This window comes from Novimethylophilus kurashikiensis, from assembly GCF_003112435.1.
Classification (GTDB): domain Bacteria; phylum Pseudomonadota; class Gammaproteobacteria; order Burkholderiales; family Methylophilaceae; genus Novimethylophilus; species Novimethylophilus kurashikiensis.
The window spans coordinates 341,692-365,717 of the sequence record NZ_BDOQ01000003.1 but is presented as its reverse complement, the minus strand read 5'-3'; the positions used below and the strand labels follow the sequence as shown (position 1 = coordinate 365,717).

18 protein-coding genes are annotated in these 24,026 nt (G+C 53.8%); 10 read left to right on the top strand and 8 right to left on the bottom strand.

Annotated elements, in window-relative coordinates; all coding sequences use genetic code 11:
• Nucleotides 1-2 precede the first annotated feature (2 nt).
• Complete coding sequence (locus NMK_RS05270; RefSeq protein WP_109014706.1) at nucleotides 3-2,093, top strand: ATP-binding protein; 2,091 nt, start codon at nucleotides 3-5, stop codon at nucleotides 2,091-2,093.
• The gene (locus tag NMK_RS05265; RefSeq protein WP_109014705.1) at nucleotides 2,093-3,460 is read left to right on the top strand and encodes a hypothetical protein; all 1,368 of its coding nucleotides are present in this window, start codon (nucleotides 2,093-2,095) and stop codon (nucleotides 3,458-3,460) included. The genes NMK_RS05270 and NMK_RS05265 overlap by 1 nt, the downstream gene beginning before the upstream one ends.
• Nucleotides 3,461-3,569: 109 nt before the next feature.
• Here NMK_RS05265 and NMK_RS05260 read toward each other — a convergent pair whose 3' ends face one another.
• Nucleotides 3,570-5,057, bottom strand: coding sequence for a YfjI family protein (locus NMK_RS05260; RefSeq protein ID WP_109014704.1), 1,488 nt, complete (start codon nucleotides 5,055-5,057; stop codon nucleotides 3,570-3,572).
• Nucleotides 5,054-5,389 (bottom strand): helix-turn-helix transcriptional regulator, encoded by a 336-nt coding sequence (locus NMK_RS05255; protein ID WP_181376173.1) that lies wholly within the window; start codon nucleotides 5,387-5,389, stop codon nucleotides 5,054-5,056. The genes NMK_RS05260 and NMK_RS05255 overlap by 4 nt, the downstream gene beginning before the upstream one ends.
• A 1,048-nt stretch (nucleotides 5,390-6,437) precedes the next feature.
• On the opposite strand from NMK_RS05255, the gene NMK_RS05250 reads away from it, so the two are divergent.
• The 3 genes from NMK_RS05250 (at nucleotide 6,438) to NMK_RS05240 (ending at nucleotide 10,686) form a co-directional block, all read left to right on the top strand.
• Nucleotides 6,438-8,150, top strand: coding sequence for a type IV secretory system conjugative DNA transfer family protein (locus tag NMK_RS05250; RefSeq protein ID WP_109014702.1), 1,713 nt, complete (start codon nucleotides 6,438-6,440; stop codon nucleotides 8,148-8,150).
• The gene (locus NMK_RS05245; protein WP_109014701.1) at nucleotides 8,151-9,020 is read left to right on the top strand and encodes a winged helix-turn-helix domain-containing protein; all 870 of its coding nucleotides are present in this window, start codon (nucleotides 8,151-8,153) and stop codon (nucleotides 9,018-9,020) included. It begins immediately after the preceding gene.
• Between the two features lie 475 nt (nucleotides 9,021-9,495).
• A complete protein-coding gene (locus NMK_RS05240; RefSeq protein WP_109014700.1) occupies nucleotides 9,496-10,686 on the top strand; it encodes an HD domain-containing phosphohydrolase in 1,191 nt (396 codons plus the stop codon).
• Nucleotides 10,687-10,917: 231 nt separating this feature from the next.
• Here the strand turns inward: NMK_RS05240 and NMK_RS05235 are convergent, their stop codons facing one another.
• Entirely contained in the window at nucleotides 10,918-11,193 is a 276-nt protein-coding gene (locus tag NMK_RS05235; RefSeq protein WP_109014699.1) for a Rho termination factor N-terminal domain-containing protein, read from the bottom strand.
• Nucleotides 11,194-11,355: 162 nt separating this feature from the next.
• Nucleotides 11,356-12,444 carry a DNA topoisomerase IB gene (locus tag NMK_RS05230; protein WP_227871375.1) on the bottom strand — a complete coding sequence of 363 codons (1,089 nt, stop codon included), beginning with the start codon at nucleotides 12,442-12,444 and terminating at the stop codon, nucleotides 11,356-11,358.
• Nucleotides 12,445-12,535: 91 nt separating this feature from the next.
• Here NMK_RS05230 and NMK_RS05225 point away from each other — a divergent pair, with 91 nt between their 5' ends.
• The 5 genes from NMK_RS05225 to NMK_RS05205 all read left to right on the top strand — a co-directional run bounded on the left by NMK_RS05225 (nucleotide 12,536) and on the right by NMK_RS05205 (nucleotide 17,967).
• Nucleotides 12,536-13,054 carry an SRPBCC family protein gene (locus NMK_RS05225; RefSeq protein ID WP_227871374.1) on the top strand — a complete coding sequence of 173 codons (519 nt, stop codon included), beginning with the start codon at nucleotides 12,536-12,538 and terminating at the stop codon, nucleotides 13,052-13,054.
• 110 nt (nucleotides 13,055-13,164) lie between these two features.
• Nucleotides 13,165-13,656 carry a MarR family winged helix-turn-helix transcriptional regulator gene (locus NMK_RS05220; RefSeq protein ID WP_109014697.1) on the top strand — a complete coding sequence of 164 codons (492 nt, stop codon included), beginning with the start codon at nucleotides 13,165-13,167 and terminating at the stop codon, nucleotides 13,654-13,656.
• Entirely contained in the window at nucleotides 13,649-15,094 is a 1,446-nt protein-coding gene (locus NMK_RS05215) for an efflux transporter outer membrane subunit (RefSeq protein ID WP_227871373.1), read from the top strand. The genes NMK_RS05220 and NMK_RS05215 overlap by 8 nt, the downstream gene beginning before the upstream one ends.
• Nucleotides 15,087-16,364, top strand: coding sequence for an HlyD family secretion protein (locus NMK_RS05210; RefSeq protein WP_109014695.1), 1,278 nt, complete (start codon nucleotides 15,087-15,089; stop codon nucleotides 16,362-16,364). The genes NMK_RS05215 and NMK_RS05210 overlap by 8 nt, the downstream gene beginning before the upstream one ends.
• Nucleotides 16,345-17,967, top strand: a complete 1,623-nt coding sequence (locus tag NMK_RS05205) for a DHA2 family efflux MFS transporter permease subunit (protein ID WP_109014694.1) — start codon at nucleotides 16,345-16,347, stop codon at nucleotides 17,965-17,967. Before NMK_RS05210 ends, NMK_RS05205 begins: the two co-directional genes overlap by 20 nt.
• 8 nt (nucleotides 17,968-17,975) lie before the next feature.
• Here the strand turns inward: NMK_RS05205 and NMK_RS05200 are convergent, their stop codons facing one another.
• Genes NMK_RS05200 through NMK_RS05185 form a run of 4 tightly spaced genes read right to left on the bottom strand, consistent with a single transcriptional unit; the run spans nucleotide 17,976 to nucleotide 23,896 of the window.
• Nucleotides 17,976-18,839, bottom strand: a complete 864-nt coding sequence (locus NMK_RS05200; RefSeq protein WP_109015072.1) for a mechanosensitive ion channel family protein — start codon at nucleotides 18,837-18,839, stop codon at nucleotides 17,976-17,978.
• A 12-nt stretch (nucleotides 18,840-18,851) separates the two neighbouring features.
• Nucleotides 18,852-20,804, bottom strand: a complete 1,953-nt coding sequence (locus tag NMK_RS05195; RefSeq protein WP_109014693.1) for an amylosucrase — start codon at nucleotides 20,802-20,804, stop codon at nucleotides 18,852-18,854.
• Nucleotides 20,805-20,813: 9 nt separating this feature from the next.
• On the bottom strand, nucleotides 20,814-23,012 hold the full coding sequence (locus NMK_RS05190; protein WP_109014692.1) for an HAD-IIB family hydrolase: 2,199 nt from the start codon (nucleotides 23,010-23,012) through the stop codon (nucleotides 20,814-20,816).
• Entirely contained in the window at nucleotides 23,000-23,896 is an 897-nt protein-coding gene (locus NMK_RS05185) for a carbohydrate kinase family protein (protein ID WP_109015071.1), read from the bottom strand. Before NMK_RS05185 ends, NMK_RS05190 begins: the two co-directional genes overlap by 13 nt.
• Nucleotides 23,897-24,026: the final 130 nt, after the last annotated feature.

Genomic DNA, 24,026 nt, shown 5'->3' with positions numbered 1-24,026 from the left:
TCATGGATCTTCTTAATCAAATCCTGGTGGATACAAATCAGCTGGCTGCTTTACTGACTGATCCTGCAGTCAACCATATCGGATATGTTTATTCGATGGGTTTCAAAGAAGCTATGGTCCTGACAAACGACGCATGGAAAGAGCGGGTGGCAGGGATTCCTCATAATAGCTTTCTGATTGCTGCCTCCTTTGACCCTGCCAAATTTGGAAATGCATTGGAGTTTGATAAGGAGGTTGTCTTATTGCGTGTGCTTGGGCCGGCGAACCTGCCTCAAGACGTGGATATGCTAAGAACCCGCATAGAGCATAGTCAACGCCGCACAGCTGATGAGCTCTTTGGCGAAGACGTCCATGATGGGCTCGACCCATTAACGCATGCGGAGCTTCAATACGGTGGCCTCAAATGCCGAGTATTAGGCACCTTCTACCTTGATGATGGGCATTTGAAGCTGGGGAGCGATATTGAGAACTACATGAGCTCTACCAGGTTGCGAGTATTCAAACCACGAGGCAATGCCCTTGCAAGCATCGTCAACCATATCAACCAGGAAGTTTTGGCCAAGAGCATCGAAGAGGCTAAGAAATCTGGATTTAGCGGGCTGCCGACACCCATCGAGATAGGAACGGTCCGGTATACCTCAACCGCGCGTTTGCATCGAGGCGCTAGTGAGCCAAAAGTTCCGGTACGCATTCAGCCCTCCGATTTTCTTGCTCGCAGAACAGCCGTGCTGGGGATGACTCGGACAGGTAAGTCAAACACGGTAAAAACCACTGTGGCGGCAGTAACCATGGCCGCCAAGCGAGATGGTATTAAAGTAGGCCAGATAATTTTTGATATCAATGGTGAATACGCCAATGCCAACCATCAGGATGATGGTAGTTCCATCGCTGATGTTTTTGGCACCGAATGCATTCGTTATCGAGCCATTGAGACTCCTGGCTTTGAAGATTTACGTACCAATTTCTATGTTGAGACTGAGCAAGGATTGAACTTGATTCAGGCTTTGTTCAGAGCAGACACATCTCCGTTCTCCGGTCAGGATCTGGACAATTTTATGACGTCCACCTTGGAAGAACCCAATATTTCTGATCACAGTGAACATACACGATGGGAAGTGCTTCAGGCTGTGTTTCAGTGCATTCTTTATCGCGCGGGCTACCAAGCACCTAGCGGTTTTACGGTAAAGGTTCCACTGTCAAAAAATCTTGTTAAGCAAATATCGGACTACGCTTCAAGCCAAACACCTCCCGAACAGGTTGTTATACCTGCTTCTGATAAAGTGGCGCTATCAGAGGCTAGTGCATGGTTTGAAACAATTCGCGCATATAACCTTAAACTAAGAGATGCTCAAAAAGCTGCTGGACAACCAATTCTCGGGTTGAAATCCAGTACTGCGGGTAATCCTTGGGTCGATCCAAACCTTGAATCTTTCCTGAATATTTTGGCCAGGGAAAACAGTAAAAGCCAAGCCTTCGGTGGCTACCGAGCAATCGTAAAATACAGGCCATACCATTCAAGCAGACGTGCCGCTGATGTCACTTCGGAAGTGATCCAGCATCTTTTGGCCGGGAAAATTGTAATCCTTGACCTTTCCGCTGGTCCCGTTGAGGTTAGGTCGGTGCTCTCCGAGAGGATTGCACGCCAGATATTCGAGCGCTCATTTAAGGAGATGAATGAGGGCAAGGTTCCTCAGAACATGGTGATTTACGTAGAAGAGGCACACAACCTTATCGGCAAGAAGGAAGAACTAACTGCCACTTGGCCGAGAATTGCCAAGGAAGGAGCAAAGGCAAAAATTGCATTTGTTTACGCTACACAAGAGCCATCTTCTATACACCCGAATATTCTGGCGAATACTGAAAACTGGTTCGTAACTCATCTGAACAATGACGATGAGTTGAGGGCTTTGGGCAAGTTCTACGACTTTGCAGACTTTCAGGACTCCCTTAAAACAGCCCAGGATGTCGGCTTCGCTCGCATCAAAACACTGTCTTCACCATTTGTTGTGCCAACTCAGATTAATCGGTTTACCCCAGATCAACTGAAAGTTGAACTACAAAATATTGCTGCTGCAAAATCTGGGGGCATCTGATGCCGTATAACCGAGAACGGGGAAGCAAAAGTGGCCATATGGATTTGGTTAAAAATCCCGACGTCGAGAGCTTTTTGCAAAATTGTGACTATATGCGGGAACCCAGCGAAGCCGATGGTCAGGAAATCGCAAAGGCATTTATTCCTGCTCCTGAGTCAGACAAGCTGCCTCAAAAGGTCGTAGCTTCCGATGCAAGCCCCTATTCAGAACCTCTGACAGACAAGTTTCCGAGTACGCAGCTAGGGTATGTGAAAGTTAGCCTCGTGCTGGTGGACCTGAAGGAGTTTGATGCTCTGACGCAGCCCGGAACAAGGTATGTGGACCCCTTTAAGGCTGCGAAACTGCATCGAAATGCTAACGGGATTGCGTTTACGCTTCCGGGCAGCAACATTCGATACAAAGGGGCTAAAACGGTCAGGGACGGTTTCCGTAAAGCGGTATATGAGCAATATAAGGATGGCCGTACCAACTTTAAAGCGGATGGAGCATATTCACTTGCAGATACGTTGTTGCATATAAGTGGTGGGCGAATCGATATAGATAAATGCCCCTCATGCGGTGAAGCTCACCCAAGCTCATTTTTATTCAATGCCGTTAATTCAGTGCTTTCTTGCCCGGCCTGTAACGAAGAGGTTTATTTAACCGACAAGCTTCGCCTGCATGAGCAGTTGAGCGATTTTGGTGACAATGCTTCTGCCATGACCAGATTCATGAATGTCACGGAGCACTTGTTAGTGGCAAGTTGTGTAAGAACCCTCCTGGATGTGGATCCGGTTGGATTGTCAAACATGGGATTCATTGTTGATGGCCCACTGGCAATTTTCGGACAGCCGGCAAAAATTCATGCTCCCTTAATGGCGTTTTATCATCGGGTGTCAACTGAGCTCATCCGACGTGGATTGACTCCACCTGTAATTGTTGGTTTGCAAAAGGATGGCCAAGTTATGGAACACGCCAGGGCAATAAATCGTTTTGTGCAGCCGGGAATGTATCGCCCCGTTGATGATGATTATCGGGCCGAATTCATTCGAGGGAATGAAATGCTTAATTTAAATTTTGGGCATGAGACTTACTATGGACAAGATTTCATTTTAAAAACAGAGTCTGGACGTATTTTTACTGTTGGTGTTCCTTATCCGTTCCCTAATAAGCTTAATCCAGCTGATTTTTCTAAGAAGAAAGTGGATACAACAAATTATGGTGATGCCCTTGCAAGGGCGTTCGCTTTGATTCGATACTTTGAATTTGACTTATACGAGAATGCCGTCGTACCAATCGCGTTAGCACACCGGCATGCCTCTATCAGCCTTGTTCCTGGCGGGAAGGTATTAGATTTGGTTACCCGTGCGGGTTTAAACGTGCACTAACTGCCTGTGCTTTTGAAACTGAGCAGTCCTCTTCAACTATGTCATAAAGCTAACTGTAAGAACTGCAAAAAGGCCTTATTGCAGTTCTTACAGTTAATGTCTTTGTCTTTCACAAAAAAATGGCCGGATTAGCTAAATAAGTAACTCGCGGACGTCCCCCAGTGTTTTCCTGAACAAAATTTAACCACCCTAAATCAACGAGAAGGTTTAATGCAGACTTCACTGTTTCAGAGTTGGTGAGCTTTGCCCATTTGGGTCGCCAGACATGCCAACTTGAGAAGTGGTCTTGAAGATCTCCAGTACGTATTCGACGAATAATTTCTTTTGCTGCTTCTGCCTCATGATTAAATGCACTGGCATAAAATCGATTCGCATGAGATTCGAGATAAGCTGCCCATTTGATTGATTTCCTAACAGCGGATTCTGAAATTGGTCCTTGTCCTTTCTCGGCTAGATGAATAACCAGTGCAAGACTCGGTACAAGTTTTCTATATTTGGAAAGGTGGGCTTCCACGGCTTCATGCAAATCGCCTTTTTTCAATCTTTGTTCAAAATCAGTGCGCCACTCTATAAAAAGTTCAGATGCATCAGGGCAGAAGCGCAAGTATGGCAATTCTTCAGAGCTATTTTCATCAATAACCGCTCCTACCGCTTTCACATCAAGAGAAGCGAGCATTTCGAAAACTTGGCATGCATTTTCTGCAGCTTCAAAATTAGGCGCTTTATCAATGTTGTGCCATGTCTTATGATTGTCCGGCCAAACTAATAATCCAAATCGCTGGATCAGACCATCATCACCACCTTTATTGATGGACGTTTGGACAAACTCTGAAACTCTTCCTGGCTGGCAGCTCCCTAATAAAGATAGGCAGAGTGCAGGAATCCAAGAATGACCGCGACTGATTCGGTCTATTGCATGGGGTGTTTTGCTAGCCCAAGCACTTAAATAGAAACTGCGATCATCAGCATTCTCTGGACGCTCCAAGAGTTTCAATAGTGAATACATCTCGTCGCGATAAACGAGAACTCCTTGTGGATTCTGAACCAGAATTTCTCCAAGTGCTGCTAAGGTTGAGTCATTGACTATATAGCGCTTCAGAATTGGTGCCGCAGGCTCATCGGGAAAATATTCTGAAACATCGACATCAGGGTTATTTTTCAATGCTATTTTTGCATTTTTTTCGTGAGCATCAGATTTGAATTTATGGATTTTTTGCTGCCTAAAATACTCTTTCTCATCCCTTTGAAATTGTTCAAAAGCAATAGCCTGTAATTTCCTCAATGGAACGAGAGCAGCCTCCATCGCTGGACTTTTCATCACCCCTGGGCGCCCAATTAATAAAGCCCATTGATTGCCGAATTCCGACCAATTTGTAAGTTGTTGTGGTCGAACCGCTAATTTGCGGCCAATAACAGCACCTAAGGCAGTCATTATGGTAACGCCAACAAAATCTGCTGGGCATTGCATCCTATGACATATGTCCTCGGCCCAGTTTTGCAGAGGTTCTGGGAGGAGTAAAAAATCGAAAGGATCAACAATGGGTAAACCATCTGGCAATGGAAGAGGGGCTTGCCAAAAATCAGATAACTCGCTCATTCATTGATCTCCTTTGCCGGAAGATCTAATCCAAATTTACGGCTCACCTTATCGAAAGCAAGTTTGCGATTTTCCTCTAGCTGAAGAACAAGAGCACGTATTTCCTCTTTGCACTTGCCAGAAGCCCACGCTGCCATGACGATCTCAATTTCACTGCGTGGCCATGCAGATGAATTTCCACCAGGTTTGATGGGCGCAGGGTAAAGATTGTCCTTAATCTTGACGTAAAGTGAGGACTTTTTTTCCCCTGTCATTTTCATGACGTGGATCAACCTCAACCACTCTTCATTGCCGGCTATATATTCAAGCTGCGTAAATTTTATGTTGGTCATTTTTGCTCCTTTTGTCGTAAACATTTGAAAGCTGATTTTTGTCAGGCATTTCAACCACGAAAACAAGGTTAGCAAGTTGACCCCCTCAAACTAAGCGATTAAATTTTGATGTGGTTGTGCTCCATAATATGGTTGTATCAGCCTTAGTTTTCTTAGGCTCAACATAAGTCTTAGCTTCCTACGTCGATTTGCCTTCGTTAATAGTTCTCGAAACTGCAGTCTCACGAGGCACTTTAACGAAAACATCTCACGATGATTTCTCTTCGTGCCAAGTCCACCATCAACGCTCCGCTCCTCGCGACGCAAGACGCCTTAAGGCTTTGCTGCGAGCTGATTGCTGATCTAGGGATCAGCTGGCCTTAATCTTTGCCCCCGCCTTGCCGCGCTCTTCGGCGCTCGGCTCCCTGCTTTGCAGGGCTGCGCCGGCGGACGTTGTCACTTGGCTTGTGTCGGCTGCCGCCACCATCGTCCTGAACGGACGACCTCGGGAAACTTTGACGCAATCGCGTCTTGTTTCCCGACCGTTACTATCGTCACGGCTTCAAAGCAGGGAGCCGAGCGCCGCTTCGCAGCTTCGGCGGGGGTGGGCTCCGCCCCCCGTGCGCGAGCGCCTGCCTTGGGGCAGGCTTTCACTCGGCGACGGCTGCTTCGCAGCCTGCCGGCTCATCGCTTCGGCACCCCCCATGCTTACTGCCATTCTGCTTGAGCAGAATTTTTCAAAGCGGAGTACTTGCTGCTCGCCCTAGGCTTTACGCAAGTGAGCCCCTTGCCTGCCGCACTACTTAGTTTTTTCGGGGAGGTTGGTAAAACTCTTGAAAGCTCATCTATTTCACGTATTATAGTTATTTAAGTGATTGTTTTATTTATAATTTATTGTCTACCAAGGTCCAAGCATGTCCAATATTGTCCTATGGCTTCCAAAACAAATTTTTTTTGCTCACTACGTGATGTACATCCATCTGGTAACACCGCGCAGGCAGTTAGATGAAGCGGAGCAACGCATCGAGTTAATGCAACGCTTGCTTTTCCCGGTAAAACGAGGCGAGTAATGCTGGGTCATCAGTTGCTTGTCAGGATGGAAGATTTGCTCATGCCGTGGTGTGGTGCGCTGACAGGTTTTTTTAGCGTTGGGGCAATAACCGCTTTTCATGCTGAGAAGCAGATACGTTCCGAGATCATGACCTATCTCTCCGTGAGTGGCATTGTCGGGATTTTTACCTGGATGCTGCTACCTGAGGCCCCTCGCCTAGACGGCCAGCTTTGGCTAGTTTTGCTGCTTACTGGATTTGCTTTGGTTTGGTGCTGGTATCGCAGGGGTATTCAAATGCTGGACAAGCTTAAATTATGGCTCACTCGACCTTCTCAGCTTGCGCGTGAGGGACGCACTGATGTCCGTTATGTGGCATCTCTCTTGCCCCAACCTAGGGAAGAATATGATCCCCGACAGTATCACATTCATGATGGATTTTTTATGGGGTTGTCTGTGACAGGGGCTCCAATTTATTGGAGAGACAGATTGCCACATCTGGCAATCGCTGGCACTTCTGGCAGCGGTAAAGGAAGAAAACTGCAAGACCTAGCGGCACAGACTATCGCAAAAGGGGAAGCCGTCGTCTATCTTGATCCCAAGGACGATGAGTGGGGGGCACACGCATTATTTTCCGCCTGCTTCCACACAGGCAGACCTTATCACTATCTCAGACTGCTGCCGGAATCACCTCCGCAATTCAATCTCCTCGCCGGTGCTAAAGCGTGGGAGATTGAAGAATTGTTTATCGCTACGTTTGATTTGAGTGACAAAGGTAAAGCATCGGATTTTTTTAAGGCCAAGGACCGGAATGCTGCCGCTGTGGCGGCAAAGCTTGCAGCGGAACGCAGCTTAACGATTAGCGAGCTGTATCATGAAATGGCAGCAGATGCGTTCTGGGTAGAGGACTCGCCGGGTTTTTTGGGAAAGTTGCGTGAAATTGCTGGCGTCGAGGCTGTCAATGCCAAAGCTGGTGACTTGTCTTTGGCTACACTGATTGAAGAAGGCGGCGGGCTCTATGTGGTTGGCTCGATGACATTGCAATCGGTTCGTCGCGTACAGCAAATGATCTTTGTGCGTGTGCAGCAGATCGCCAGCGCACGGGACCGCATGGCAGGGGAATTGCGCACTGTCTGCGTGATTGCTGATGAGGCGAAATACCACATCAGCCGGCCGGTGCTACAGGGTCTGGGAGCATCTCGCGATAAGGGCATGCGCGTGGTGCTGGCCTTTCAAAGTTTTCTGGATCTACGTGATTGCCCTGACGATATGGATCCGGATATGGTGGTCGGCGCCATCATTGAAAATACCCCCTGCAAGCTAATCTACCGTATTGAGGACCCTGTTACGGCGCGCTGGCTGGCCGAGAAAAGCGGAATCATCCTGATCGATGATGAAGCCCGCCAACTGGAAAGAAATTTCGCGCTTGCAGAAACTGGTGATGGCGGTCGAACAATTCGACAGGCCGAACATTTCCTCATTGATACCAACAAAATCACAAGCCTTCCTTCTGGATGGGGCGTGCTATATGGCCAAGGGCTGGCCGAGCTTTGCTACGTCAGTCCCTATCGCGTTAAGAAATGCAATGAAGCCATTACTGCCACGTCTGCGATTTCATCTGATATCAACCTCCCCGATAATGGCTCAAGCACTACGCCATCATCAGTAACATCAGGCATGGTCAATAAATCGCAACGATTGCGTAACGAATGCATTTTTGACTTAGACGAGTAGATGATGCAGATGAAAAATCAAGAAGCATTCGCTATACCAAACCAGCAATCTGCAGCAGTTGCCGCCCGAATTACTCATCTGATTGAGAACCCTGTTCAGCGAAAAGCACGTGCTGAAGAGAAGCGTGCAAAAATCTTGCGATTACTGCGCGATGAAATTTGGACGGTCACTGAGGTCATTGCCAGACTGCTGGGAGTAGGTTATCCCGCTGCGCATGCGGCCTTAAAAGCTATGGTTCGGGATGGCCTTATTACTTCAGCTCCTTTGCATATTCCCTCTCGACGTGGCACTAGCCGAGTCATTCTGCACGGGATCACCGCTCAAGGTTTAGCTTATGCCTGGGGCCTGGATGAAACCCCATTGCCGCGCAATCCATGGGAACCGAGCAAAACTAACGCGTTGTTTGTTCCACATCAAATTGCTATCCAATTGGCTAGAGGTGATGCTGAAGAAGCAGGATGGCGCGAGTGGAAACCAGCCCGTGCCCTAATGGGACAGGGGCTACCGAAATTGCCAGACGCCGAGGCCATTGATCCAGAGGGGAATGCCGTAGCTATTGAGTTGGAACGCGAGATAAAGACAGATAAACGCTATGAGGCTGTCATTGGAGCTTACATTTCGGTCATCAAGCAGGAGAACCGCTGGTCTCGTATTGATTATATTTGCCCCGATGCCGATTTTGCTGGGCGTCTGGCAAGAGTATTTGGGCGATTAAAACAATTGCGCCTAGAAACTCGTGGGGGACAACCAGCCAAAGTTGGGCAACTTCAACCGGTGCATTTGGGGCGATTCCGATTTTATGCAGTTGGGGATTGGCCAAATGGAAAATTTATTCAACCATTTATGAGGGAGTTCACGGGACAATTATGAGCACGGTATTTCCCATTACGCGAGGCATATTTCAAATTGCAGTCAATTTACTCATGCTAGTGAGCAAGCTGCCATGGTGGATCACATCCATTATTTTGGTAATGTTGTATTTTGCTGCCAAAATTGAGTCTTAGGTCTTGAGGGTGATGGGTTAAGAAGCGTATACAAATCCGTATACAAAATAATATTTATAATTATTTATCTAATATCGGTAACGCTTCTGGAGCATTTTTCTATGCCGGTCAGCGCACCAGTTTTAAGTCCTAAGTAGTCCAAAAAAGTCCGAAAATCCAGCAATATCAAGGGTTATCGGGCTTTTTTATTGTCTATATATTCCAGAACGGTTTTTTTGACATCCGGGTAAAGGCGCGGGTAAATCATTTTGCTGCAGCAAATTTTACCCATCTAGGGCCTGCTGCATTGCCATTCCCCTATTAAGGTATTATCGCTTCCAAATTACGAATTCTTTGTAACTATGGAAAATCCCGGTAGTGCCAACGATACGCTTCTTCATCAGGTCCAGCGGTTAAACTGGACGTTGAATGTCATCAGTCGAAGCAACAGCGTTTTAGTTCACGCGCAGGATGAATGGAGCCTGTATAAAGGAGTCTGTGAGTCGATTACTTCTGCGGAGGGGTTCCCGTTAGCCTGGGTGGGAATTCCGCGGCTGGATGAGCAGAAATCGATCGAGGTATTCGCTAGTGCTGGATCGGCTACGGCATATCTGGATGGCATCGTGGTTTCCTGGGGCACTTCGTCGGAGGGCAATGGGCCCTCGGGACGTGCGATCCGTACCGGGGAGATTCAATTCAACAACAATATGCTGCTCAGCCCTCAGTTTTTGCCGTGGGTCGAGCGCGCTAAAAAACATAATCTTCAATCCTCTTTTGCGTTGCCCATTACCCTTTCCTCGGGAGAAATCGTCGCGGCGCTCATGGTGTATTCGGAGTTTCCCGATGCTTTCGGCGATGCTGAGCTCAAACTTCTCGGCCAATTGAGCGCCGACCTCGGGTATGGCGTGGAATCATTACGGACGCGGGCTGCATACGAACAAGCCTTGATCGAAAACCAGCAGCGCGCACAGGAAGTCGTAACGCTGTTGGAAAACTCCGTCGAGCTGCTTGCCTATACCGTCGAGATACGTGATCCCTATACTGCGGGGCATGAGAAAAGAGTCTCGGCGTTATCTGTCGCCATTGCCAAAGCCATGGGGCTTGATGAGGAAAGAATACGTGGATTGCGGCTTGCTGCGACCGTGCACGATATAGGAAAAATCCAGGTGCCTGCGGAAATCCTCGTCAAACCAGGTCCCTTAAGCGATATCGAAAAACGTCTGGTAAAGGAGCATCCGACGGTCGGCTATAACATCCTCAAACAAATTGACTATCCGTGGCCTGTAGCAGAAGCCGTGTGGCAGCATCACGAGCGGTTGGACGGTTCGGGCTATCCCCGTGGACTACTAGGGAATGAAATAATTCTCGAGGCGAGGATTATCGCGGTTGCTGATATTGTCGAATCGATGTTTTCTCACCGGCCCTATCGCCCAGCCTTAGGGCTGGATGCGGCGTTTGCGGAAGTGCAGAGGCTAAGCCCGGTGCAACTGGATCAGAATGTTGTTCAAGCATGTCTGGATGTATTCAAAAGCGAGGTGTTTCAATTGAGTTAGACGGTGCCATAGGTCTCGTTTGCACTCGTCAGGGTCATATTTTTGTAACAATCGAGGCGTCTAATGAACGTCGATTTCTTATGCATATCTCCTCCTCTTTCCAAGCGGCCTTCGGGCCGCTTTTTTATTGCTGATGATGGGGATGAGCGGGCGGAGATCGATAGCCATCGAAGCAAAAGCTCCGCCCTAAGAGTTTCTATTACTAAGCGATACTCGGTAATAGATCGCTGATCAGCGGTGATGAGATGAGCCCTTGTTTTGTTGTGTCTTATTGCCGGAGCCTGGTCTGCTGCTTTGGTTGGTGGACTGGTTGCTGCGGCTGCCGGAAGAGGCTCTGTCGTCCTTGCCGTGCGAACTACCCGAACGCGATTCCGATCCTTTCAATGCATTGAGTAGCTCGTCCTTGCTCATTGAGGATTTGCCTGGAATATCCATTTCCTTGGCTTTTTCGTACAACTCCTCTCTCGTCATCGATTCCAGGTCATTGTGCTTTTTCTCGCTAGTCATCACTGGTTCCTTTCATGGCAATGGTGGATGAATGCGGATGAGCACATGAGATAAAGCCTGCTCCATGTGCTGCCCGTAGTGATGTTTTACTGTGGGGAGCGAGAAATGTATGTCCGACAAGCCGCTTTTAAGCGGGATATGGCATAACGATGGCCGCAAGGCCTAAACGGAATCAGAACACTCGAGCGCGCCCAGCACTGCCAAAAAAGCTTGCTCTCCGCTGGTCAGTCCGGGTACCTGTTCTATGCTATTCAATGACAGATCCGCTGCACTCATATGCTCTCCAGTGATGAACGCTAAGACGCGAGGGTGAATGTAGGATTTGCGGCAGACCGCAACGGTGTTGCCCAGGCTTTTCGCCACTTCGCTCAAGAGTTTTTTAACGGTCTCGGTCGAGATGTCTCCGGCCGTGCGGGATTGCTGCCATAACTCCAGGGCTTGCACACTGGCGTGCCAGGTCCTGAAATCCTTCGCGGTGAACTCGCCGCCGCTGGCTTCCCGCAGGTATTCGTTGACCTCGCGCGAGCCGATGCTGTGCAGCGTGCCATCGTCGTCCAGGTATTTGAACAATTCCTGCCCCGGCAATGTTTGGCATTTTTTCAGGATGCGAGCAATTCGCCGATCTTGCAGCGATACTTCATGCACGACGCCGCTCTTGCCTTTGAAATGGAGGCGCAGACGGCTGCCTTCCAACTTGACATGCCGCTTTCTCAAGGTCGTCAATCCATAGGTGCCGTTCGACCGCGCATATTCATCGTTGCCAATTCGGATCAAGGTTCTATCCAATAGCGAGACAACAGTGGCAATGACAATTTGCCGCGTGACCTGGCTGCCTGTAGAGGCATCCAGGTCCTGCTTGATCCGCGTTCGTATCTCCGGCAGCGCATGGCCGAATTCCAGCATACGGTCGAACTTGGTTTCGTCGCGATGTTGCCGCCAGTCTGGATGGTAGACGTACTGCTTGCGTCCCCGGGCATCCCGCGCCGTCGCCTGGAGATGACCGTTCTCGACTGGGCAAATCCACACCTCCCCATAGGCGGGGGGAATGGCGAGCTTGCGGATACGGGCCAATTCGGCCTCGTCAGTGATGCGACTTCCGTCCGGGAGGAGATAAACGAAGGCCTTGCCGCGTTTCTTGCGCGTGATACCGGGCATGTCGTCATGCACATAGACTAATCCCTCGGGGATGACGGGCAATTCCTCAGGCTGGTTCATGACGTCTTTAAGCACGGGTAGGTTCAGCCTGACCATGCATCAAAACATCGGTTTCCACTGTTCGCCATCACATACTGTTTTAGTACCAGGGTCAGTTACCGAACAGAGTTTCGCTGCGAAGTATGTAATGTTGGTATCACGCGCTCCGGCGCGTTTTGTTCATTTCGGTCTTACACCGTTTAACGAACAGGAGGGCATGATGTCTACCGTCGATAAAACCATCGAAGTGAATGTTCCGGTTCAGGTGGCTTACAACCAATGGACCCAATTCGAGGATTTTCCGGCCTTCATGGAAGGCATTACGGAGGTCCGTCAACTCGATAATACCCATTTGCACTGGCGTGCCGATATTGCCGGCAAGGAGACGGAATGGGACGCCGAAATCACCGAGCAGGTGCCCGATCGCCGCATCGCTTGGCATAGCACTTCCGGTGCGACCAATGACGGCATGGTTAGCTTCGAAAGTGCCGGAACCGATAAAACCCGGGTCATGCTGCATCTTGACTACGATCCGCAGGGCTTTGTCGAAAACATAGGTGATGCGCTCGGCATGGTGTCGCGGCGAGTGGAGGGCGATCTAAGGCGATACAAGGCGTTGCTCGAGTCGCGGGGCTCGGAAACCGGCGCCTGGCGCGGCCGCGTTTAAGCTTTTCCTTCATAATCCTCCCCCCTCATCCCCAGGCCGATAAACTTCCGGCCTGTTCCCTTGTTAATTTGTTGTAGACGCAATTGCTGCATGTGCAGTAATATTTATCTATGACGACATCCAACACACCTAAAGCAGATCAGGTTGCCTTCTACGACGGTTCCCATTACGTCATGGAAGAATCTATCGGCTACCTCATTCGCCAAGCCCAGCTAGCGATGCATCGCACCATCGATGCCCGCATGGTGGAGCTTGATCTCACTGCACAGCAATGGATTCCGCTGCTGCTTCTGGATCAGTGCAAAGCCCAGACGGCGGCCGAGCTTTCCCGATGTCTTGGCGTAGACACCAGCACAACAACTCGCATGCTGGATCGTCTGGAAGCCAAAGGTTTGCTGGAGCGTCAACGTAGCGCAGACGATCGCCGCATCATCAATCTCGTATTGACCGAAACCGGCAAGACGCTGGCTGGGCGTATCCCTTATGTCACGGCAGAGTCGCTCAATCTCCACTTGCGCGATTTCAGCCAGGCAGAATTCACCGAGCTTAAACGCTTATTGCGCAAGCTCACGGCCAATGAGGAGGGCGCCAAGGGTGAGTGACGGCGCCCAACCCGCTAGGCTATTGGGTTGGCTGATGCTCGCCTCCTTGGCGGGGTGTGTCAGCCCGGCCGGGATCCAGCACGATCAGGTGTTGCGTGATCCTGCGCCGTTAGGTGCCAAAGCCGGACAGTTTGCGCAATGGCCCAGTGAGGATTGGTGGCGCGCCTGGAACGATCCTCAACTGGATCACCTGATGCAGTTGGCGTTGCAAGAGAACCCGAGCCTGATCCAGGCCGCCAAACGCGTGGATAAGGCAACGGCCTATGCCAGTGCCGCAGAGTCAGTGCTGAAGCCCCAAGTCACGGGTAACGTCAACGTAAGCCGCCAGCGTTTGTCGGAGAATGCCTTCTATCCGCCCCCCTATGGCGGCTCATGGCAGACAATTGCCGACGGATCGATTAACGCCGCCTGGGATCTGGATTTCTGGGGGCGCAATCGCAGTGCCTTGCAATCGGCGTTATCGCAAGTCGAAGCTGCGAAGGCGGAACAAGCCGCAGCCAAGTTGCTGCTGACAACCGCTGTTGCACGTGCCTACAACCAGCTCTCTAACGGTTTGGCCCAACAGGTTCTGGCCCAGCAGGCGCTGAAACAGCGCGAGCAGGAGTTCTCCTTGATTCGCCAGCGCGTGGAAAACGGCCTCGATACCAACTTGGAGTTGCGCCAGGGTGAAAGCCAGGTGGCGGCGGCGCGTGAGCAGGTCGAAACGCTGGATGAAAAAATCGGATTGGCCCGCAACGCGTTGGCAGCCTTGACCGCACAAGACGCCGACACATTGAAATCGCTCAAGCCTTTGCTGACACAACGCGAAATCCAGGCCGAGCCAACCGCGATCCCGGCAGACCTCATCGGTAGGCGGCCTGATTTGGCAGCCGCGCGATTGCGTGTGGATGCTGCGGAAGCCGATATCGCCTCGGCCAAGGCAGAGTTCTATCCCAACATCAGCCTATCGGCCTTTGTCGGATTATCGTCGTTCGGCCTGTCTAAATTCGTCGAACTAGGCAGTACGCTAGCTGGCGTCGGACCCGCCGTGCACTTGCCGATATTCGATGCGGGACGGCTGCGTGCCAATCTCAAGGGCAAGAACGTCGATTACGATCTGGCGGTTGCCAGTTACAACCAGACCTTGATCGAAGCCGTGCACGACGTGGCAGACCAAGTAACCTCGGTGCAGTCCGTGCGCAAGCAAATCGAGTCGCAGCGACAAGCGTTAACAGCTGCCGAATCGGCATACCAACTCGCTATGCAGCGGTACGAAGCCGGAATATCCAACTATCTCACTGTGCTCACGGCATCGGACGCCGTGGTGCGGGAACGTGCCAGAAATGCCGATTTGAACGCCAGGCTCACCGACCTCAGTATCGCCCTGGTCAAGAGCCTGGGCGGCGGTTACGACCATCCTCCCTTCAACCAAGCCAGTACGAGCGAACGCCATGAGTGAAGCACAAGAACAGACACCCTCCAACGGTAACGGCCTGCGACGCCGCCTGCTGACCATCGTCGGCATCGTCGTCGCCGTCGTCGGCTTGGCGTGGTTCGCGTGGTGGTACCTAGAGTCGCGTAACTACGAATCAACAGACAACGCCTACGTGGCGGGAAACATTGTGCAGATCACGTCGCAAATCAGCGGCACGGTGGTCGCCATCAATGCCGAGGACACGGATTTCGTCCCAGCCGGCAAGGTCATGGTACGACTAGATCCTACGGATGCTGATGTCGCCCTGGGCCAGGCCGAGGCGCAGCTTGGGCAGGCGGTACGGCAGGCGCGGACCCTGTTTGCCAATAACGAAGCCTTGAGCGCTGTCATGGCCGAACGTAAGTCGCAGATCGCCAGTGCACAGGCTGACTTGGACAAGACCCGCGAAGACTTGGCGCGGCGTGAAAAACTGGTGGCAACCGGCGCAGTATCGCGCGAGGAACTCCAGCATGCTCAAACAGCCGTGACCAATGCCGTCAATGAATTAGCTGCGGCACGGTCGAATCTGGCAGGTGCACAGGAGCAACTTTCCTCCAGTCGTGCGTTGACCGAGGGTACGACAGTCGAGAACCATCCCGGCGTGCAGCAAGCGGCAGCACGGGTGCGCGAGGCGTATCTGGCCCGAGTCCGCTGCGACATCGTCGCGCCTATCGCGGGCCAAGTCGCCAAGCGCGGCGTACAGGTAGGACAGCGTATCCAGCCGGGGGTACCGCTCATGACGGTGATTCCGCTCGGCGACGTGTGGGTCGATGCCAACTTCAAGGAAAACCAGCTGCGCAACATGCGCATCGGCCAGCCGGTCGTACTGCATGCGGATATTTACGGCGGTAAGGTGGAATACCGTGGCCGTGTGGTAGGGCTGGGTGCCGGCACCGGAGCGGCGTTCTCGCTGCTGCCTGCCCAGAACGCCACTGGCAATTGGATCAAGGTGGTGCAGCGCGTGCCGGTGCGTATCGCACTCGATCCTGCACAGCTGAAACAGAACCCCTTGCGCGTCGGTCTATCCATGGAAGCCGAAGTCGAGATCCGCGACGCCAGCGGCCCCTTGCTCGCCAACGCCGTGCGTACATCGCCAGTGCAATCGACGACTCAGCTGGATGTACAGGCAGAAGCAGCCGACGCCTTGGTCAATCGCATCATCGCGGCCAATAACAACGGCAAGGTCGATACGGCCAAACGCGGCGCTCAAGTGAAGACTGTCCCGCAGAAAAAGCATGGCCTCAGCCGAATCTAAATCAGCGCAGGAAGGTCTCGCCGTCGAGGACTTGCTCGATAGCGAATCCACTGCTGTTCCCCAACGCAAGGCCCCTGCACCATTGGCCGGCGGTTGCCTGGCGCTGGGAACGGTTGCCTTGTCGTTGGCGACCTTCATGAACGTGCTGGACACCTCCATTGCCAACGTCTCGCTCCCGGCGATTGCAGGCAACCTGGGTGTGGCGCCGAATCAAGCCACCTGGGTGATTACCTCGTTCGCGGTGGCGAACGCGATTTCAATCCCGCTGACCGGCTGGCTCACCCTGCGATTCGGTGCGGTCAGACTCTTCGTGACCTCCATCCTGCTGTTCGTGTTCGCCTCGCTGCTGTGCGGATTGGCGCCTTCCATCGAGATGCTCATTCTGTTCCGCGTGATCCAGGGCGCAGTGGCAGGGCCGATGATCCCGCTGTCGCAATCGCTGCTATTGTCGAGCTATCCCCAACACAAGAGCGGGACGGCGCTCGCCATGTGGTCGTTGACAACGCTGGTCGCGCCTATCATGGGGCCGTTGCTGGGTGGCTACATCACGGACAATTTTTCCTGGCCGTGGATCTTCTATATCAATATCCCGGTAGGCATCGGGGCGGCCTGGGTGACCTGGGCAATTTATCATCGGCGCGAGACGCCCAAACGCAAATTGCCGGTAGACAAGGTAGGGTTGGCCTTGCTGGTGGTCTGGGTCGGCACCTTGCAGATCGCGCTCGACAAAGGCAAGGAACTGGACTGGTTCGAGTCGCCGTTGATCTTGGGGCTGACGGCGACCGCGCTGGTGAGCTTCGTCGTGTTCCTCATCTGGGAGTTGACGGAAGATCATCCGGTGGTCGACCTGAAACTGTTTGCGCGACGCAATTTCACGGTGGGTGTCATCGGCCTGGCGCTCGGCTACGGCGTATTCTTCGGCAACGTGGTGCTGCTGCCGTTGTGGCTGCAGCAATACATGGGCTACACGGCGACTTGGGCGGGACTGGTGACGGCGCCGGTCGGCCTGCTGGCCTTGTTGTTCTCGCCGTGGGTGGGCAAGAACGTCAACAAGTACGATCCGCGCTTGCTCACGACGGTAGCATTCCTGGTGTTCGCCGTGGTGTTCTGGATGCGCTCGCGCTTTACCCCGCAGAGCGACGTCGAGACCTTGCTGATTCCGACCTTGCTGCAAGGGGTGTCGATGGCGTTTTTCTTCATTCCGCTGGTGAGCATGACGCTCTCGGGCATGGACCATCACCAGATTCCCGCAGCCTCGGGGCTGTCGAACTTCATGCGTATTACGGCTGGGGCGTTCGGCACGTCGATCTCCACCACGGTATGGGATAACCGTGCCAGCCTGCATCATGCCCAGCTTATTGAACATATCACGCCGTTTTCCCCGGAAAGCACGCAGGTGCTCGATCAGCTCCAGCAATCCGGCCTGACGGCGGGCCAAGCGACGGCACAACTCAACCAGATGATCAACCAGCAGGCGTTCATGCGTTCGGCTGACGATATCTTTTACGTCTCGGCCATGATCTGCGTGCTGCTGGTGGGGATTGTCTGGTTGGCGCGGCCGGTGCGTTCCGCGCAACCCGTCGATGCTGGCGGTGCTCACTGAAGTCTGGATCAGGCAGCTTTTTCTTCAGCCGATTTTTCTGCAGCAACTTCTGCTTTTCTGAGGTCGTAAGCCTTCTTGAAGCGTAGCAAGTACTCACGGCGGATATCCCATTGCTCCAGCGGTAACACCTTGAAGCGGCAGCGTAGAACGACATTTGCGGTGTCCAGTTTGTCCACGCCAGCCATTTCCATATCGTCGATGATCTTGGGGCCGAGGTGCGGGTCCTTGCGCAGTTCGGTACCTACTTCACGCATCACCTCCATGGCGAGGTCGACGTCCTCGGCATAGGCCAGTCCGATGTCGATCACGGAATAGGCAAAGCCGCGGCTGAAATTGGTCACGGTGGTGATGACGCTGTTGGGGATGGTGTGCACGTTGCCGTCGTAGTCGCGCATCTTGATATGGCGCAACGTGACTTCCTCGACCAACCCTCCCTTGCCCGCCGCCTCGATGACGTCCCCCTGCCGCACCTGGTTTTCCAGCAGCAGGAAAAAGCCGTTGAAGTAATCCTTGATCAGGCTTTGCGCGCCGAAACCCACTGCGACGCCGACCACCCCCGCAGTGGCCAGCACCGGCGCAATGGAAATCCCCAACTGGTGCATGACCTCCATCCCGGCGATGACGCCGATGGTCACGGTGGCGATATAGCCGAATACCTGGCCCAGTGTCTCGATACGCTTGATAGTCTCGGCGTCGTTCCCCGCACGGTGCTCAAGATGATGCTGCATGATCCCGATGGCACGCGCGCTGATGCTCAGCAAGATGCGCGCAACAACCAGGATGAGCACGATACGGATGCTGGTTTCTAGCAATTGCAGCCACTCCTTGTTGTGGAGGAAAGGTAGGCCACTGAGATATTTGTGCAAGTCCATGGCGTACCCCAATCAGGTTTCCAGCCAGTAGAAGGTCTGCGCGGGAATGAGCAAGTTGTCTTGCCGCGTGGAGAATTGCTCGCCGGAATATAAGTCTTTGACGCTTTCGAGCGTGAAGAATCCCATTTTGCGTAAAGGCTCGAGCGCCAGCGGCTGCGGTGTGAGCGCGAAATTGCCGACAACTAATACCTTTGACTGGCTGCTGGGGTAGTCGAAGCGCGAGAATACGAAGAGATGCGGGTTATCCACGTCGATCAGGGTGCGGTTGTCGAGGTCGGCGAAGGCCTTGATCTCTTTCCTGACGGCAATCATCTTCTTCAATGCCGTGAAGACTTGGTATTCCACCGTTCCCGGCATGTTGCGGCGTTCGGCCTTGTCCCAATCCATGCGTGGACGATGTATCCAGCGGTTGTCGTTGAACTTGTGCTCGTCCTCCATGTAGGAGCGGTCGTTCGGCGTGCCGATGGCGTCGCCGTAGTACAGCAGCGGGATGCCGCCGAAGGCCAGGATCATGCTGTGCAGCAGCAGGATGGTCTTGATGCTGGATTCCACCTCGTCCGGCAGGTTGTTGGCGAGGGCGTATTCCAGACCTGTGAGCGAGGCAGTCGAGCCGGAAATGCGGGCGTCGCCGGTTTTCTCGTTGCGGGCAAAGGCCAGGCCGATGGCGTTAGAACCTTCAAATGCTCCGGTGAAATAGTCCACCAAAAATTGGCGGTGCTGCCGGGGGTCGTAGCCGGCCTGCTGAATGTCGATATCGCTGAAACCCCAGCCGATGTCGTCGTGGCAGCGTACGTAGTTGAGCCAGGTGGCGCGCTCCAGCTTGTTGGGGATGCTGCGCAGGCCGCGGGCGAGCAGCGTGGTCTTCTTGGTCGCCACGGCTTCCCACAGCAACGCCATGAACGTGGCGTTGTAGGCGATCTCGCATTCCTTGGCGTTGATCGCGTCCTCGCCGAAGTACTTGATGATCTCCACCGGCGCTACGATCGCTTCGGCGATGAACAGCACACCCGGGGCCGTGACCTGGCAGCAGTCTTTCATCAGTTGCAGGATGAGGTGCGCCTTGCGTTCGTTCTGGCAAGTGGTGCCGATTTCCTTCCAGAGGAAAGCTACTGCGTCGAGACGCAGGATATCCGCGCCGCGGTTGGCCCAGAACAGGATGATGTCCAGCATCTCGATGAATACCGCCGGATTGCGGTAGTTGAGATCCCACTGGTAGTTGTGGAACACCGTCATCACCCATTTGCCCATTTCCTCGTTCCAGGTGAAGTTGCCGGGCGCAGTTTCCGGGAACACCTCGGGCATGGATTCCTCGAACATATCGGGCGTTTCGCGGGTGTCGAACACGTAGTAGTAATCCTGATAGGTCTGCTCGCCCTGACGCGCCTTTACCGCCCATTCGTGCTCGTCCGAGGTATGGTTCACCACCACATCCAGTGTCAGCAGGATGCCGCGCTTGCGCAGGTTGGCAATGAGCTCATCCAGGTCGTCCAAGCTACCGATGCGCGTATCGATGTTGCGGAAGTCGCGTACTGCATAGCCGCCGTCGCTGCGGCCCTTGGGGCAGTCGAGGATAGGCATGATGTGCAGCATATTGACGCCCAGGTCCTGCAAGAAATTGAGATGCGACTGCAAACCTGCCAGGTCGCCGCCGAACTCACGGCAATACAGCGCCATGCCCACCCATTTTTGATGCAGGAACCAGGTATGGTCTTTTTCTCGCTCCAGGTCCAGCGTCTTGAGTTCGGCCGGGCGCTGGACGTACTGACGCACCATGGTCTCGACCAGACGCCGCATCTGTTCCTTGAAGTCGTCGCGCTCGCCGTAGAGCACGTGGAACAGCGAATAGATGGCGAAGAAATTGGCGCCCAAGCGGGTGTAGAAGTGCTGCAGATCGACGCTGCGCACACCGGGCTTGATCGATTGCAACATCTCGTTGAGCAGCGAATGAGAAACCTGTTCGTACATGACAGTCTCCTATTCGGTTGATGGTCGGTCCTTAGCGTCGCCTGTGGCAACGAAACCGTAATGCTCCAGCCCTTCCAGGATGCCCGCCGCACAATGACCTTGGGCGAAATAGACTTGTTCCAGCCCGCGCAGAGGTTCCAGTTCCGGGCTGTGGTTGCCGACGACGACAGCGAGCGTGTCGCCGACCAGCATTTCGGTATCGTTGCCGGAATCGCCGGCGATGAGGAAGTTCTTGAGCGGCAAGCCCCATTTGTAGGCCAGGTAGCGGATGGCATGGCCTTTGGAAGCGCGAATCGGCAGCACATCCAGGAATTTCTGATGCGAATAGATCAGCTGCGCATCAAGCTTGTGCTGGTGCAGGTAGCGATCCAGATCGCGTAGCGGCGGCATTTGCTCTGGCGCGACGATATAGCTTAGCTTGAACTCGCGTTGGTCCTCAGGCGGTTGCAGAGCGAGCCCGGGAATGCGCGACAGGGCTTCCGCCAGCGCCTCGCGTCGCCACAAATGGCGAATATGGTTCAACCAGGCCGTATCCGGAATCAGCTTGCGACCGTAATAAATTTCCGTGCCGACAGCCGTGATGAGCACGTCTGGGATGGGGATGCGCCAAGCCTTGAGCACCTTGAGGGTTTTTTCCAGACTGCGTCCGGTCGCCACCCCAAAACCGAGCCGTCCGGCATTGGCGCGCAGCCAGGCAATGAGTTCGGCCAGGCTAGCCTTGTCACCGATGAGCGTGTTGTCGATATCGCTGATGAGCACGCGCTGTACCAGTGGCATGGGGGAATCCCCAACATCGAAGGCCAGCGCATGGTGCCGCCGTACGCGCTTCTTTTCGCGGTGCAGCAGGGTGCGCACGGTTTTGACGTATCTGTTGACGTGGGCTTCCCAACTGTAATGGCGCTTTACGCCCTGGATGCCGTTGTTCGACCACACGCGCCATTGCTGGCGATCCGCCAACGCCTGCTTGAGTTTGTCGGCGATGTCTTGGGTGTCGAGTGTGTTGGCGAGCAAGCCGCTACGACAATTGGCAACGATATCGCGGGGGCCGCCGTCGTCCGGCGCTATAAAAGGCAAGCCGCTTGCGGCCGCTTCGATCAGCGTCAGGCCGAAAGGCTCCGTAAGTGCCGGATTGACGAATACTCCGCGGCTGCGGGCAGCAATCTGGTAGAGACCGGGAATATCCTCCTGCCCGATATGCTTGGGGATCGCCACCTTGCCCCAGATGTCGTGCCGGTCGATATCGAGTAACAAGTCCACCATGATGCTGCGCTGGGCTTCTTCCATCTGCCGGATGTCTTCCCGCACGCCGGCGACGACGACCAAATTGGCTTTGTCCTTGAGCGCTGTATCGTTGCCGTAGGCTGCTAGCAAGCCTTCGAGGTTTTTGCGCTCCGAAGGGCGTGAGATGGCGAGGACCATCGGCTTCAACGGCTCGGCCAGGAACTTGCCGACTTTCTGACGCACGTCGTGATTGAGCCTGCGCCGATGAGGTGGTGAAAAGCGCGAAGTGTCGATACCCGGTGGGATCACCACGCAGCGGCGCGCATCATGGTTGAGATACATGCCGTATTGCTCGTCGATTTCCTGACGCGTGCTGGTAATGATGAGCGAGGCATGCTTGAGGACGTCTTCTTCTACAGTGATGCGACGGGTCAGGTTGAATTGTCGCTCGATGGCGCTAGGCCTTCGCCCCGACGCAAGTAGGCGCTCGCGTTTGGAGCGGCCCAGCGAGTGCCCTGTGTGGACGAGCGGGATGCCCAGCAGCAGTGAGAGTTGCTGTCCTACGTAGGCAGCATCGGCGTAGTGCGAGTGGATGAGGTCGGGTAGGCGGCCCTGCTGGCGGATGAAATGCAGGCATTTATCGACCATCTGGTCGAGGTGCGGCCAGAGCATTTCCTTGCGGATGTAGCGGCGAGGACCGCAAGCCAGCCTGACGAGGCGGGCGCCTTCGGCCAAAGGCTCCTCGGCTGTGGTGTAGTCAGGGGAAATGGCAGGGTCGTCCACCAAACGGGTGACCAGGTCGACTTTGTCGACTTGACGGTGGCGGGCCAGCGCCCGTGCCACTTCGACCACATATTTGGTTTGGCCGCCGGTGTCGGCGTCGCGGCCCAGTTCGAGTTCGCTACTGCGGATCAGCCCATGGACGCTGATCATGAGGATATAAAGCGGTTGTTCGGATTGCGTGTGCTGCCGGATCACAACTTCCATTCCAGTTTAAAGGGCGCGTAGAACGGCTCCGCCTCTTCCGGTGCCGCGCCGCGGATGGCGCAGACGGCACCGGCGAAGTCGTTAGCGCGCGCGAGCGTGGTTTCCATCGGCCAGCCGGAAAGGCGGCCAAGCATGTAGACCGCAGCGAAAGCATCGCCAGCGCCCACCGTATCGGCGAGCGGAATTGTTGCTTTGCTCGGCGCACACAAGATGTCATGGCCGCGCTCAAGCACCCAGGCTCCGCCTGCACCGCAGGTCACCAAGACGACGTCGAGGTCGAAGTTTTCCAGCAGCGCGGCGGCTTGGAGTTCGGGATGGTCGGCCTTGAGGTTGAGCATGCGGGCCACGATGGCAAGTTCTTCGTCGTTGATCTTGACCTGATGGGCGAGGACTAGCGAGCGTTCGATGGTATTGAGGTCGTACCAGGGCTGGCGCAGGTTGATATCCAGAAAACGCGGGCTCTTGTTGTTGGCGAGGAAGATATCCAGCGCATAGCGCGATTGTGGACAGCGCTGCGCCAGTGTACCGAAGTAGATCATGTCCGGCGGTTCGGCCGTGACAATAAGCTCGTCCGAGCGGATATGGTCGTAGGCCTGGTCGGGCAGAATCTCGAACCGGTGACCGGAAGACTCGATGTGCACTCTCACCTGGCCGGTGGGGTGCTCGTCGTCGCGCTGCACATCCGTGGTATCCATGCCGAGGTCTTTCATGGCGTCGAGCAGTTCTTGACCCAGCTTGTCCTTCCCGATGCGCGTGACCATACGCGGTTTATGCCCGAATACCTGGAGGTGGCGCGCCGCATTGAAAGGAGCGCCGCCGAGGACGGAACGGTCGGGAAACACGTCGGCCAGGATTTCGCCGAAGAACGCGATGGTTTTACTCATGATGTTCGATTTGGTTGTTGGGTCGAGGTCGGACAATGGCGCATTTTCTCGACGACGGCAATCGATGCGCTACCCCGGCCACGAGCACTGGCATTATTGCTTGGGGCTCCGCGCCAGGATGTGCGTTCCC